The sequence below is a fragment of the Mammaliicoccus sp. JADD-157 genome, from assembly GCF_049310805.1.
Taxonomy (GTDB): Bacteria; Bacillota; Bacilli; order Staphylococcales; family Staphylococcaceae; genus Mammaliicoccus; species Mammaliicoccus lentus.
Window position 1 is genome coordinate 129,124 of the sequence record NZ_JBMOVZ010000004.1, and the last position, 12,586, is coordinate 141,709.

The 12,586-nt window shown below is 30.6% G+C and carries 16 protein-coding genes and 1 riboswitch; of the genes, 12 read left to right on the top strand and 4 right to left on the bottom strand.

Translation table 11 applies throughout. The features are described from left to right. Window positions 1–188 precede the first annotated feature (188 nt). Together ACO6VN_RS12175 and ACO6VN_RS12180 are read left to right on the top strand one after the other, a co-directional pair. On the top strand, window positions 189–764 hold the full coding sequence (locus ACO6VN_RS12175) for an ArsR/SmtB family transcription factor (RefSeq protein ID WP_016999229.1): 576 nt from the start codon (window positions 189–191) through the stop codon (window positions 762–764). Next, complete coding sequence (locus ACO6VN_RS12180) at window positions 764–2,011, top strand: MFS transporter (RefSeq protein ID WP_026023626.1); 1,248 nt, start codon at window positions 764–766, stop codon at window positions 2,009–2,011. The genes ACO6VN_RS12175 and ACO6VN_RS12180 overlap by 1 nt, the downstream gene beginning before the upstream one ends. Window positions 2,012–2,030: 19 nt before the next feature. Here ACO6VN_RS12180 and ACO6VN_RS12185 read toward each other — a convergent pair whose 3' ends face one another. Next, entirely contained in the window at window positions 2,031–2,612 is a 582-nt protein-coding gene (locus ACO6VN_RS12185) for an alpha/beta hydrolase (protein ID WP_016999231.1), read from the bottom strand. Between the two features lie 36 nt (window positions 2,613–2,648). Between ACO6VN_RS12185 and ACO6VN_RS12190 the strand changes: the two genes are divergently transcribed. The 5 genes from ACO6VN_RS12190 (at window position 2,649) to ACO6VN_RS12210 (ending at window position 5,892) form a co-directional block, all read left to right on the top strand. Next, window positions 2,649–3,620: a VOC family protein gene (locus ACO6VN_RS12190; RefSeq protein ID WP_422404745.1), complete on the top strand. Its 972-nt coding sequence runs from the start codon at window positions 2,649–2,651 to the stop codon at window positions 3,618–3,620. Between the two features lie 15 nt (window positions 3,621–3,635). After that, window positions 3,636–3,998 (top strand): hypothetical protein, encoded by a 363-nt coding sequence (locus ACO6VN_RS12195; protein ID WP_070044845.1) that lies wholly within the window; start codon window positions 3,636–3,638, stop codon window positions 3,996–3,998. Window positions 3,999–4,227: 229 nt separating this feature from the next. Then, window positions 4,228–4,551, top strand: a complete 324-nt coding sequence (locus ACO6VN_RS12200; protein WP_070044846.1) for a PadR family transcriptional regulator — start codon at window positions 4,228–4,230, stop codon at window positions 4,549–4,551. After that, window positions 4,544–5,104: an HAAS signaling domain-containing protein gene (locus ACO6VN_RS12205; RefSeq protein WP_064211292.1), complete on the top strand. Its 561-nt coding sequence runs from the start codon at window positions 4,544–4,546 to the stop codon at window positions 5,102–5,104. Before ACO6VN_RS12200 ends, ACO6VN_RS12205 begins: the two co-directional genes overlap by 8 nt. After that, window positions 5,101–5,892 carry a DUF4097 family beta strand repeat-containing protein gene (locus ACO6VN_RS12210; protein ID WP_422404746.1) on the top strand — a complete coding sequence of 264 codons (792 nt, stop codon included), beginning with the start codon at window positions 5,101–5,103 and terminating at the stop codon, window positions 5,890–5,892. Before ACO6VN_RS12205 ends, ACO6VN_RS12210 begins: the two co-directional genes overlap by 4 nt. A gap of 116 nt (window positions 5,893–6,008) precedes the next feature. Here ACO6VN_RS12210 and ACO6VN_RS12215 read toward each other — a convergent pair whose 3' ends face one another. After that, on the bottom strand, window positions 6,009–6,341 hold the full coding sequence (locus ACO6VN_RS12215) for a helix-turn-helix domain-containing protein (RefSeq protein WP_016999237.1): 333 nt from the start codon (window positions 6,339–6,341) through the stop codon (window positions 6,009–6,011). Between the two features lie 138 nt (window positions 6,342–6,479). Next, window positions 6,480–6,578, top strand: a riboswitch (guanidine-I (ykkC/yxkD leader). A gap of 50 nt (window positions 6,579–6,628) precedes the next feature. Here ACO6VN_RS12215 and ACO6VN_RS12220 point away from each other — a divergent pair. Next, complete coding sequence (locus ACO6VN_RS12220; protein WP_194200223.1) at window positions 6,629–6,952, top strand: DMT family transporter; 324 nt, start codon at window positions 6,629–6,631, stop codon at window positions 6,950–6,952. A gap of 1 nt (window position 6,953) precedes the next feature. Beyond that, window positions 6,954–7,268 (top strand): DMT family transporter, encoded by a 315-nt coding sequence (locus ACO6VN_RS12225; RefSeq protein WP_194200222.1) that lies wholly within the window; start codon window positions 6,954–6,956, stop codon window positions 7,266–7,268. A gap of 7 nt (window positions 7,269–7,275) precedes the next feature. Here ACO6VN_RS12225 and ACO6VN_RS12230 read toward each other — a convergent pair whose 3' ends face one another. Further along, on the bottom strand, window positions 7,276–7,728 hold the full coding sequence (locus ACO6VN_RS12230; RefSeq protein WP_422404747.1) for a GNAT family N-acetyltransferase: 453 nt from the start codon (window positions 7,726–7,728) through the stop codon (window positions 7,276–7,278). A 107-nt stretch (window positions 7,729–7,835) separates the two neighbouring features. Here ACO6VN_RS12230 and ACO6VN_RS12235 point away from each other — a divergent pair, with 107 nt between their 5' ends. The 3 genes from ACO6VN_RS12235 to ACO6VN_RS12245 all read left to right on the top strand — a co-directional run bounded on the left by ACO6VN_RS12235 (window position 7,836) and on the right by ACO6VN_RS12245 (window position 11,249). Beyond that, the gene (locus tag ACO6VN_RS12235) at window positions 7,836–8,732 is read left to right on the top strand and encodes a TIGR01777 family oxidoreductase (protein WP_422404748.1); all 897 of its coding nucleotides are present in this window, start codon (window positions 7,836–7,838) and stop codon (window positions 8,730–8,732) included. A 127-nt stretch (window positions 8,733–8,859) separates the two neighbouring features. Then, complete coding sequence (gene rocD, locus ACO6VN_RS12240) at window positions 8,860–10,071, top strand: ornithine--oxo-acid transaminase (RefSeq protein WP_422404749.1); 1,212 nt, start codon at window positions 8,860–8,862, stop codon at window positions 10,069–10,071. A 107-nt stretch (window positions 10,072–10,178) separates the two neighbouring features. Further along, complete coding sequence (locus tag ACO6VN_RS12245) at window positions 10,179–11,249, top strand: NAD/NADP octopine/nopaline dehydrogenase family protein (protein WP_422404750.1); 1,071 nt, start codon at window positions 10,179–10,181, stop codon at window positions 11,247–11,249. A gap of 80 nt (window positions 11,250–11,329) precedes the next feature. Here ACO6VN_RS12245 and ACO6VN_RS12250 read toward each other — a convergent pair whose 3' ends face one another. Then, on the bottom strand, window positions 11,330–12,493 hold the full coding sequence (locus tag ACO6VN_RS12250; RefSeq protein ID WP_064204269.1) for an MFS transporter: 1,164 nt from the start codon (window positions 12,491–12,493) through the stop codon (window positions 11,330–11,332). Window positions 12,494–12,586: the final 93 nt, after the last annotated feature.

Below are 12,586 nucleotides of genomic sequence, written 5' to 3' on the forward strand. Positions count from 1 at the left end.
TCAACCGTGCATAGGGAGGTAGTGAACTTTCATGAAAGTGTTTATAAGTATTAAAAATTCTGTTGATTATGATTAGACCATACTTTGTACCAAATTTTGACTTACATGTATCATTAAAATATATACCCCTTGTTTTAATTTATTTAATCGGTTAAAATAAATTAACCGTAAAATATGGAGGGGAAATAATGGAATATAATAGATATGAAATTAATACTTTTGATGAACTGAAATGTATTTCTGATAAATTGAGAATGGAAATCTCAATGTTGCTTATTGAAAAAGAAATGACAGCAACTGAAATTGGCAAGAAACTAGAGATACCGAAAGCCAAAATTTTTTATCACCTTAAAGAATTAGAAAAGTATGAAATGGTTAAATTGAGTCGAAGCGAGGTTAAAGGGAGTAACGTGTATAAATATTATGTGGCGACGCATAATGGTTTTAAAGTGAATCCTCATTTATTGAATGTTTATCAAGAAGAAATTTCTAATTCTACTAAAGGTATGATGCTAGCGCAAATTAATAGAACAATTGATGTTTTGAATACTTATGGTTTAATTACTACTGATGAACAGTTAATTTCTAAGACGGTTCAAGCTAGGTGGTCTAAAGCGCAGTTTGAATCTTTTAATGAGCGACTAGATCAATTAATTGAAGATATTGATAAACAAGAAAAAGATGGCTCAGAACCTTTATATTATTTAAACATGGTAGGGTTTGAAGTTAGCGATAAAATTTTTAATCGTCAGGATAATGAATAATGCGGTCAGTCTTAAAACATCATTCGTTTATGCGCTTGATATTTGGGAGGTTACTAACAAATACTGCCGACAGTATTTATTTCATTACCACGATGTGGCTTATTTACGATATTACTAAAAGTTCAGCTATGACGGGATTATTGAGTAGTTTAATTGTAATACCAAGCTGTTTACAAATGTTTTATGGTCCTGTTATTGATCACTTTAATGTGAAGAAAATACTCATTAATTCTCAGCTTGTGCAAGCAGTTTTGATTGGGTTTATTGCAGTTATGTTATTTTTCAACTATGAAAATGCAGTTATTATTATCATACTTGTAGTATCAGCTGCTCTATTAGGCGAAGTGTCTTATCCTATTAGTAATAAATTAGTCCCTTCGTTATTACCAAAAGATAAAATTGTAACCGGTAATGCCATGATGTCTTTTTCTAATCAAAGTATGGATTTAGTATTGAATACTGTTATATCTATTTTAATATCAGTGGTGAGCATTTATTCATTATATGTTATGAATACGATTGTGTTTGTTGTAGCAGCAATTGTGTATTCTACAATTAAAATAAAAGCAAACCAAAATATAACGAATCAATTCAGTTTCAAAGATTATAAGCAATCTTTAGTAGAAGGTATGTATATTGTTAGACATTCTTTGCTATGGATTTTTCAGATTGGTGCTTTTTCCGTTAATTTTGGTATTGGAATAGTTTATACAGCATTACCAGTCTTATCTCATTATTTAAATGAACCTGTATACTACGGATTATTCTTGTCTGCTATTTCATTAGGTATGGTTTCATCGACTTTAGTTGTAAGTTTTATTAAGAAATTTCCTTTCGGTAAAATTATGGTTATCACATTTTTAATGTCGGGTGTATGTTTGTTAGTAGGATTTATTTTGCCCGTTTATCTATATATTGCTTTCTTTGCTGTCAGTTGGCTTTCAGTGGGATTAGCTAATATTTTATTTTTATCAGCTGGACAAGCAATTATTCCAGAATTTATGTTAGGACGCATTACATCCATTACTAGTAGTTTAGGTGTGATAGGTTTGCCATTGGGCAGCTTGATAGGAGGATTCTTATTAGAAGTGATTAATCCTATTTCCATGATTAGTTTAACAGGATGTTTCTTTATTATATTAGGCATCATTTGGTTATTGCATCCGCAACTATTTAAGTTAAAAGCGATTGACCATTTAACTTTGGAAGATTTTAATATTAAAATAAAAAATAATCCTCCAAATTAAAATTGGAAGATTATAATTGTTAAATTAAACTTTTTAATAACTCTATTTCTGGATCAACTAGCTCATGGCCGCTATCTAATAGTTCAAAATGAACTTTTTTGAAGTAAGGTTTAAGTTGTTCTGCTAAACCTTTCACATCGCCTGGAAGCGCAGAATAATCGTTAGCACCAGCGGTAATAATTAAAGAAGTGTTATGATAATTTTTTGAAATGTTATAATTTAATTGAGCTGGATGTAATAGTAAAATTTGATCTACGTGTGCTAAAGATTGCTCGAGCAGACCAAGTATAAAGTTTGCTCCATTTGAGTACCCTAAAAATATGACTTTATCATATGAATGTTCGTAAATGAAATGGTTCCAAAATTGTATGAATGATTTTGTACGATGGTTAAAATCATCTCTATCAAGTTGATTGTTTTTCAGTGGTGCAAAAAAGCGTCTTTCTGTGCCTTCACCAACGTTGCCTAAAAAGCTAAGTGTATTGACATCTGGCATTATTTCACCGGAGATAGGTAGCAGCTGATATTGATTGCCCCCAGTACCGTGAAACAGTACAATAAGCGTATTGTTATTTTGATTTTCTTGTAAGAAGTATTCCATAAAATCTCCTCCATAAATTTGAAAGGGGTGTCGTGTATGAATCACCATTCAATTATACACCATGTATCCATTATAAATAATGACGCAGAACAATCTTTTAATTTCTATCGTAATATATTAGGTCTTAATTTGCTAATGAAGACTGTAAATCAAGAAAATTATGAAATGTATCATATATTTTTTGCAGATAAATACGGACGTCCTGGGACTGAAGTAACTTTATTTGAAATGAAAGAGGGAACTAATAATCATTTCGGTACGAATGCGTTTGATAGATTATTATTTAAAGTGCCTTCAAAAGAATCTTTAAAATACTGGGAAAGACGCTTCGATGAACTTGACGTTTGTCACTATGGTTTAGAAATTTACACTGACCGCAGTCTTATTCGCTTCGAAGGTCCAGACGAGACACCACTAGGTTTAATCGTTATGTCTGATCAAGAGAGTTTAGATGATTATTACACAGATGAAAAAGGTATAATACCTATAGAATATCAAATTATTGCATTGGACTCTGTACATATGCGAACAATGTATCCTGAGGCAAGTAAACAATTTTTTCAAAAATTATACAACTGGGAAGCGTACGAACGTACTACATTTTTCGATACTCAATTACCCGTTGAGATATTGCATAACAATCAACACAGTATGTACCATGAGATACATATCGTGCATGACACATTTAATAAACTTGAAGAACAAGGGTTTGGGGGTATTCATCACGTAGCTATCTCAGCAGATGATGAGGAAGCACTTGTTCAAATTGAAAAGACATTAGATAAATTGAATATGAAACACTCATCAATAAAAAATAGAGGTTTCTTTAAATCTATTTATTATAGAGATCCTAACCAAGTGCTTTTTGAAGTTGCAACAATGAAACTCAATATCGACGAAGTGAAGTTCGAACAAAAATCTTTCGAAGAAATACCACTTTATTTGCCAGAACATTTAGAAGAAAAACGTACATTTATTGAAAAACAACTTAGAAAAACAAAATTTTAAATGAGGTGATTCTAATTGAATTCAGTAATTGAAAATATTAAATTTAAGCCACTTCGATTTACATTTACGTTTGTATTACCAGCTATTTTAATCATAGTATGTTTAGCCATATTTAAAACATCAACATTCACTTTATGGATGGGCGCGTTCTGGATTATACTATTTTTCCTAAACTTTAATCTATTTATATCGAGTGAAGTTTTAAATGATAAACTTAATAACATAATTAAAGAAAAAGGAATTACAAAAGAACAACTATTTGATATAACTGGTTTAACTAAATATGAAGTGACTGAAAGAAATGGTTATTATGACTTTTATTTCTCAGGATCTAAAAAGAAAAAATATTTAAAAATGCTTAAAAATTATAATGCTTAAATAGATAGTATTTGATTTGAAAATCCTTGTTCAAGATAATTCTCCTAATCCGTTAGATGTTAACTTTCGGATTAGGAGATTTTATTTTTATATCGTATTTTTACTTTTTGATATAAATATATCTAAAGTATTTATTGTTCAGTACCTTGCATTGTTTAATAGTGTGTGGTATATTTTTTGCAACAGCTATTATACATTGTTTAGTACTGAATAATGTGGGGGAAAAATTATGAATATACAATTTAAAAAAGGTGCACTTGAATTTATAGTATTACTTATTATCAAAGGTGAAGACCAATATGGGTATTCATTAATTCAAAAAATAACACCTAGAATCATGATATCTGAAGGAACGATTTATCCATTACTTAGACGTTTAGTTAAAGACGATTATTTAACGACTTATTACAAACCTTCAACTGAAGGACCAGCTAGAAAATATTATAAAATAACGGATTTAGGAATTGAGAGGTTAGAAAGTTTGTTAGATGAATGGAAGAGCTTTACAGAAGCGGTAGATTTATTTTTAGAGGAGAGTGAAATTGATGAATAAAAAGACATATTTAAACACGTTAAATAAACATTTGAAGAATATTTCTGATGAGGAACGTGCCGATATTTTAGATGAATATGAAACTCATTTTATTAGTGGTATCGAAGACGGACAAACTGAAGATATGATTGCTAAAGAGCTAGGACATCCTAAAGAAATTGCTAAAGAGCTCAATGCGACATTAGCACTTGATAGAGCAGAAACAAATAATAAAGTGGGTAATGTATGGCAAGCCATTATATCTGTGATGGGACTAGGAATATTAAATTTCTTTGTTATTTTAATTCCATTTGTCATTATTATTTCTATTTTATTTAGTTTTATCGTGACAACATTATCTTTATTAATTACACCAGCAATGTTGATTGTAAAAGGGCTTTACAATGGATTTGATGCAATACAATCAATTGACGTTTATGTTGTCCTAACTAGTTTTGGTTTAGGTTTAATGATATTTACAGTCACTTATTTATTAACGAAATGGTCGTATAAATTGTTTGTAAAATATTTAAGATGGAATATTTCTATCGTTAAAGGAAGTGCTAAATCATGAATAAAACATTATGGATATTATTTGGTGCTGGATTAATTTTGTTTATATTATTTGGCACTATGATGTTAATAGAAGGTCAAAAATCAGCAAAGAACACGAGTGAAGAAACGCTTATTAATGAAACTTACCAAAGTGAGATAAAGAATATCAAAGTAAATGGAAAAGATGCAGCCGTAAAAATTAAAAAAGGTAACCAATTTAAAGTGAAATCAGTTGGAAGCAAAGATGATTTCCAAGTAAGCTCAAAGGTTAGAGGCGATACTTTAGATATTAATGTTAAAAATCAATTTGACATAATAAATTTTGATTTATTTAAAAACATGCATACACAAATTGAAGTTACAGTACCAGAAGAATTAAATAGCTTAAATGTAAAAACAGATACAGGGAAATTAAGTGTTAAAGATATTAAATCTCAAACTTCAACATTTAAAGTAGATACAGGTGTGATAGATATTTCAAATTCACAATTGGGAAATTTAAAAGTGGATTCAGATACTGGAAAAATTTCAACACATAATATAGATTTTAAAAGTGGCAAATTAGAAGCAGACACAGGAACAATTAAAATGAATGGTGTACCAGCTGATAAACCACTTAATATTAAGACAGACACAGGTGCTATTAAACTAATATATAATGAAGCACCAAAGAATACATTTTTAGATATTGAACAAGACGTCGGTAATGCTAAAATAAATCAACCAGAATTGAAAAATAAAAAAGTAGGATCTGGAGATAATTTAGTGAAAATTACGAGCGATGTGGGTTCTATTCAAATAGATTAATCAAATATTTTAGAAGCACTTAGGACATAAGTCTCAATTCAAAATAAACAAGCATATCACTTAACTAATATTTTAGATAAAAAGTGATATGCTTATTTTTATAAAATCATTATAAATTATTTTGAAGAAATATCTTTTATTAAATGATAAACTTCTCTTTTCTTCTCTTTACTTAAAGATCTTAATAATTGTATAGATTCATTAATGAGCATGGAGTCTTCTTCGTCTTCATAAGCTTCAGGGACATTGACCCACCCCATGATATACGCAGGTGTTGTTGAAAGGGCGATAGCTAATTTTTCGACCATTTTTGGCGTTAGTTTAGAAGTCTGTCCCGTTTCATAACGAGAAATTGTAGACTGGTTTACATCAGCTAGTTTAGCTAATTTATATGTCGTAAATCCAAGTTCTTCCCTTCTTTGTTTAATACGATATCCTGTATGATTCAATGATTTCACCTCAATTACTTTAAATCATAGTCTGTTATATATATTATATATGATTTGCGTTGTTATTTGTTAATTTGTGATACGAATTATACTTTTATTGACCAGTCAAAATCTATTTGCTATAATTCAAATTAATTTAATAAAGCTTTCTAGGGTTCCGTAACACAATGTTAGCCTGGACCGAGAGAAAGCCACAAGTTAATGCTTGTGACACGGAAGGATAAAAGCCTGGGAGACTTATTTTTAATATAAGTTTCCCGGGCTTTTTAATTTGAGGAGGAATCATAATGAATTGGTTAAAAATTATCATTGGTGCAGTATTTGAGGTGGTCTGGGTAGTTGGTTTAACACATTCAAGTAACGTATTAGAATGGATTGTTACTTTAATAGCTATTGTAATTAGTTTCTATTTATTAATAACAGCTTCAAAAGCATTACCTGTTGGAACATCGTATGCAGTTTATGTTGGTTTAGGTGCTACGGGTGTCACAATTGTTGATTTTGTATTTTTCGGACAGCCAGTCGTTATTGGCAAAATCATTTTAATCATCACACTTATCATCGGTATAGTAGGTCTTAAATTAGTTACACCAGAAGGGGAGGAAAGTTAAAATGGCTTGGTTAATATTAATTATGGCAGGTTTATTTGAAATGTTAGGCGTACTCTTCATAAATATTTACTCAAAAAGAAATAACGTTAAATCTTTATTAGGTCTCATGTTATTCTTTGGCTTAAGCTTTATTTGTTTAACAATCGCAATGAAAAGTATTTCAATGAGTACAAGTTATGCTGTTTGGACAGGCATTGGTGCTGTCGGTGGTGCATTATTAGGAATTATATTCTACGGTGAATCCAAAAACATGAAAAGAATTTTATTTATCGGAATCATACTAGCAAGTACAATCGGTTTAAAATTAATTAGTTAACGTTATTTTATAAATCATAATTTATTTCCATCCATTCATGTGCTTCTTCAAATCCTAATTTTTTATAAACGGGTTTACCTAAAGGAGAAGCAGCTAAAAATATTTTTTTAATGTCACGCGCTTCAGCATCTTTAATGAGTAAAGAAATAATTTGTTGTGCGATGCCACGACCTCTAAAGTTAGGATGTGTGTATATATTAGTTACGTATGCACGTTCTCCTGATTGGTTTATGTATGAAGGAGGAAATGGATAATAAATAATTGCGCCCGTAGCAATTACTTCTTCATTTTCGACTGCTAAAAGCTGATAAAGAGATTCGTCTGTTATGACATTTGTAAAAAATGTTTCTAAATCATGATCAATATCTATAATGGGGTTTGAGCCTTCATCTATTAATTGTTGTTTTCTTAGTTTTACAATTATATTTAAGTCATCAATCGTTGCTTTTCTTATATGCATGATAACTACTCCTTGTCGTTTATTTATTATGGGTCATTTTTTGATTTAAGGGTATAGTACCATTATAGATGAACAAATAAAACAACTTAAATTAAAGTAGGGATAAAATGAAAAGAATACTCATAACAGGTGGCACAGGTTTAGTAGGAAGTGAACTAGTTGATTATTATTTGGCAAATAACGATGAGGTCTATGTTCTAACGAGAAGTGATAGAGATTCTAACAATACATCTTTATATTATATTAATTGGTCGAAAGACAATTGGGAAAAAGCAATACCGAAAATAGATGTTGTAATCAATTTAGCCGGAGCTAGTTTAATGAACCGTTGGACAGAGGATTATAAAGAAACTATTATGAATAGCCGTATAGAATCAACGAATCGTTTGTTTAAATTTTTTGAGGCACAAGACTATGCACCAGAAGTATTATTTAACGCGAGCGCAGTTGGTTATTATCCACCTTCCAAAGTTGTATCTTATGACGAATATGATCAATTCTTATCTCATGACTTCTTATCTACAGTCGTTGAAAGATGGGAAGAAACAGCATTATTATTTAAAGAATTAGGAACAAGAGTCGTTATCGGTCGATTTGGTATCATTCTTTCTAATAAGGGAGGAGCTTTGACTACAATGGTTAAGCCTTATAAATTCTTTGTTGGCGGTTCTTTAGGTTCAGGAGAACAGTGGATGAGCTGGATACATCTTGAAGACTTAAAAGAGGCCATAACAACTTTAATTAATAATAAAGATAAACAAGGTGTGTATAATATTTGTAGTCCAAACCCTGTGCGTCAAAAAGTGTTAGGAAAAACAATTGCTCAAACTATAAATAGACCGCATTTCTTGCCAGTACCAAAATTTGCTTTAAGGGCGGTCTTAGGTGAACAATCGACAATGATATTAGATGTACAAAGAGTATTTCCTAAGAAATTATTGGAGATGCGTTTTCCATTTAAATATCCAGAAATTGATGAAGCAATCAAAGACTTATTAAATTAAATAGATTAAATTATTAAAAGAGAAGTGAAAAACTTCTCTTTTTGTTTTGACTTATTCTCCGATAATATGTATCATATATGAATAATAATACGAAATATAGAATATTTATTATGAAGGTGGATGTTAAATGAATAATTATATTGAACTAACTGAAAAGTATAGCCCGAATAACTATAGCCCTTTAAATATTGTTTTGACAGAAGGTAAAGGTGCATATGTTAAAGATTCAGAAGGTAATACATATATTGATTGTGTGTCAGGTTTCTCTGTATTAAATCAAGGACATTGTCATCCGAAAATCATTCAAGCATTCTTGGAACAAAGCCAAAAGATTACGATGACTTCAAGAGCTTTATATAGTGATAATTTAGGCGTGTGGGAAGAAAAAGTATGCAAACTCACGAATAAAAATAAAGTCTTGCCGATGAATACTGGAACTGAAGCGGTAGAAACAGCGATTAAAGTTGCGACAAAATGGTCACAAGATGTGAAAGGTTTAAATGCGCATGATGCTGAAATTATAGCGATGGAAGGTAATTTCCATGGCAGAACAATAGGCTCATTATCTTTATCATCAAATGATCAATATAAAGAAGGGTTTGGTGAGCTAGCTGGCAATATAAAATATAGTGAATTTGGAAACATTGAGGATTTATCTTCTAAAATCACATCTCAAACTGCAGCTATTATATTAGAACCAATACAAGGTGAAGGTGGCGTCAATATTCCACCAAAGAACTTTATTAAAGAAGTTAAAGAATTATGTGATGAACATAATATATTATTAATAGCTGATGAAATTCAAGTCGGATTAGGCAGAACTGGTAAGATGTTAGCAATTGAGTGGGAAGACGTTGAAGCGGATATAATATTACTCGGAAAAGCTTTAGGTGGTGGCTTTTATCCAATATCAGCAATAGCTGCTAATGATGATATTATGCAAGTTCTGACACCTGGAACACATGGATCGACTTTTGGTGGTAATCCATTAGCTTGCGCGGTTTCAATAGCATCATTAGATGTGTTAATCGATGAGTCTCTACCAGAGCGCTCTGTAGAATTAGGAGATAAATTATTAAAGGGTCTCCAAGAAATTAAAAGTACAATTATTAAAGAAGTAAGGGGCCGTGGTTTATTTATGGGAATAGAACTCAATGAAAATGCACAAGAAATAGTATCAGAAATTAATCAACAAGGTGTTTTATGTAAAGAAACACAAAGAAATATTATTCGTTTGGCACCTCCATTAGTTATTGAAGATAAAGATATTGATACCATCATTAACGTTATAACTGGTGTTATAGAGCGTGTATCAACGAAAGAATTAAATGAAAAATAAAATTTTTAAACGTTTTTAGTTAATAATTGTAATCATTATGTTAAAATTTCTTGGGTATTTATAAAATAAGCAATTATTTATGATACTAAAAGAAAGGAGTTTTAAAAATGAAAATTGCAATTGTTGGCTCAGGTAATGGTGCAGTAACAGCTGCTTTAGATATGATAGATAAAGGTCACGAGGTTAAATTATATTGCCGAAACCAGTCTATAAATAAATTTGATAAAGCTTTTGAAAAAGGTGGATTTGAATTTAATAATGAAGGCGATAGTAAGTTTATAAAATTCACGAATATTAGTGATGATATTGAATATGTATTGAAAGATGCAGAATTAATTCAAATGATTATACCATCATCATTTATAGAACATTATGCTAAAACGATGGCGCCTTTTGTTAAAGAGAATCAATTAATACTCTTTAACATGGCAGCAGCAATGGGATCTATTAGGTTTATTAATGTATTAGAATCTAAGCATATTGATTTTAGACCACAATTTGCTGAAGTTAACACATTAACGTATGCTACACGTGTTAATTATGATACTGCAGAAGTAAACGTATCTTTAAATGTGAAAAAAGTGCACTTTTCAACATATTATAAAACTTATTTAAATGAAAGCTTTAAATTAGTAGAGCAGTTATACCCTTATGTTGTTAAAGAAGAAAGTTTATGGAAAACAAACCTAGAAAACGGTAATCCAGAAGTACATCCTGGCCCAACTTTATTAAACGTTGGTCGAATAGATTACTCAAAAGATTTCTCATTGTATTCAGAAGGTATTACACCTCATACGGTAAAATTACTTCATGCTGTAGAATTAGAAAGATTGGCACTCGGAAGAAAATTAGGGTTTGAGTTAAATACTGCTAAAGGTGCTCGTATTGAAAGAGGTTATTTATCAATAGAAGACGAAAACGTTCCTCTTAATAAATTATTTAATGACAGTCCTGTCTTTTCTCAAATACATGGACCAAATTCAGTAGACAATCGCTATCTTACAGAAGATATTGCATACGGATTAGTACTTTGGTCAAGTTTAGGGAAAGTTATCGGCGTAGAGACACCTAATATAGATGCAATTATCGCTATTGCATCGACAATTCTAGAAAGAGAATTCTTTGAAGAAGGTCTAACAGTAGAAGAACTTGGACTAGAAAAACTAGGTTTAGCATAAAGCAAAAAGTGTTAACAATAAAAAAGAGTAAAGACATCTACACACTGTAGATGTCTTTACTCTTTTTATTAATAAATTATTTAAGTTGTGCTATCTCTAAATAGAGAACGGCTAATGAATACAGCTATAAAGGTTAAGAGTAGTGACAATATACCAATGCCTAACCATTCTAAATGTACATAGATATAACCGCCTAATATTGTTAATAAACTTGAGCCTACATAGTATCCTAGTAAATATAATGTAGACGCATGAGATTTGCTTGATTCTGTAAGTGTCGCTATATAACTACTTTGAATAGAATGTGCTCCAAAGAATCCAAATGTCATTGCTGCTAAACCTACAATATCAATAGGTAAGTATGTGATGAATGTTAAGGCAATTCCTACAATCATAATGGTAATGGCAAGTGCGTAAGCTTTTTTAACACCAAGTTTAATACTTAATTTACCGAAATTGATAGAGCTATATGTACCAATTAAATAAAGTATAAATATAAAAGCAATAGTGGATTCGCTTAAAGAGAATGGAGGTTGTTCAAATCTAACAGTAATATAACTGTAAATTGTCACGAATGTACCCATTAATAAAAATGATAATGACATTGTTTTTAAAACTGCTGGAATTTTTAATAATTGAATGTATTTAAGCAAATGTTGTTTAGGAGAAATCCAGTTCGGAGTTTGGACTTTTGATACAGGTAATAAAGAGACCATCAAGATAGCAAAAATTAAATTAATTACGCTTAATGTACCAATTGCAATTTGCCAATTGAATAAATCAGTTAAAATACCGACAACGACACGTCCAGACATACCACCAAACGTTGTGCCTGCAACATATAAACCCATAACCTTACTTACACGGTCTTTATGAACTTCATCAGCAATATATGCCATGGCAGTAGAAGGAACGCCACTAAGTACTAAACCCATTAATCCTCGAATCACTAAGAAAGCCTCAAATTGCTTAACAAATACACTAATCAAAGAAAGTATACTCACTAATAATACAGAGATAGACATCATACGTTTTTTTTCAATGTTGTTTAACATTGGAACGATAACTAATCCGACACCTAGCATAAAAGTAGAAATAGAAAGTGTTAAGCTCACATCAGATAACGAAACATCAAAATAGTGACTTAAGCCATTAAATATCGGTTGAGTTACATATAAACTGGAAAAAATAATAAAACCAGCTAATAACAAAGAAATTGATCTCTTTTTCTGTTCACTTGTCATGACGCATCTCTCCTTATTTTTTAATCATACATTTAAAAAAATGATTTTTCGAAAAATATGCATATTAAGACTACCCTCTCACTGAGTCCACTG

What these genes read in the sequence shown, in the direction of transcription:
- ACO6VN_RS12175 (WP_016999229.1), top strand. Translation starts at nt 189, where the DNA reads ATGGAATATAATAGATATGAAATTAATACTTTTGATGAACTGAAATGT.
- ACO6VN_RS12180 (WP_026023626.1), top strand. Translation starts at nt 764, where the DNA reads ATGCGGTCAGTCTTAAAACATCATTCGTTTATGCGCTTGATATTTGGG.
- ACO6VN_RS12185 (WP_016999231.1), bottom strand. Translation starts at nt 2,612, where the DNA reads ATGGAATACTTCTTACAAGAAAATCAAAATAACAATACGCTTATTGTA.
- ACO6VN_RS12190 (WP_422404745.1), top strand. Translation starts at nt 2,649, where the DNA reads ATGAATCACCATTCAATTATACACCATGTATCCATTATAAATAATGAC.
- ACO6VN_RS12200 (WP_070044846.1), top strand. Translation starts at nt 4,228, where the DNA reads ATGAATATACAATTTAAAAAAGGTGCACTTGAATTTATAGTATTACTT.
- ACO6VN_RS12205 (WP_064211292.1), top strand. Translation starts at nt 4,544, where the DNA reads ATGAATAAAAAGACATATTTAAACACGTTAAATAAACATTTGAAGAAT.
- ACO6VN_RS12210 (WP_422404746.1), top strand. Translation starts at nt 5,101, where the DNA reads ATGAATAAAACATTATGGATATTATTTGGTGCTGGATTAATTTTGTTT.
- ACO6VN_RS12220 (WP_194200223.1), top strand. Translation starts at nt 6,629, where the DNA reads ATGAATTGGTTAAAAATTATCATTGGTGCAGTATTTGAGGTGGTCTGG.
- ACO6VN_RS12225 (WP_194200222.1), top strand. Translation starts at nt 6,954, where the DNA reads ATGGCTTGGTTAATATTAATTATGGCAGGTTTATTTGAAATGTTAGGC.
- ACO6VN_RS12230 (WP_422404747.1), bottom strand. Translation starts at nt 7,728, where the DNA reads ATGCATATAAGAAAAGCAACGATTGATGACTTAAATATAATTGTAAAA.
- ACO6VN_RS12235 (WP_422404748.1), top strand. Translation starts at nt 7,836, where the DNA reads ATGAAAAGAATACTCATAACAGGTGGCACAGGTTTAGTAGGAAGTGAA.
- rocD (WP_422404749.1), top strand. Translation starts at nt 8,860, where the DNA reads ATGAATAATTATATTGAACTAACTGAAAAGTATAGCCCGAATAACTAT.
- ACO6VN_RS12245 (WP_422404750.1), top strand. Translation starts at nt 10,179, where the DNA reads ATGAAAATTGCAATTGTTGGCTCAGGTAATGGTGCAGTAACAGCTGCT.
- ACO6VN_RS12250 (WP_064204269.1), bottom strand. Translation starts at nt 12,493, where the DNA reads ATGACAAGTGAACAGAAAAAGAGATCAATTTCTTTGTTATTAGCTGGT.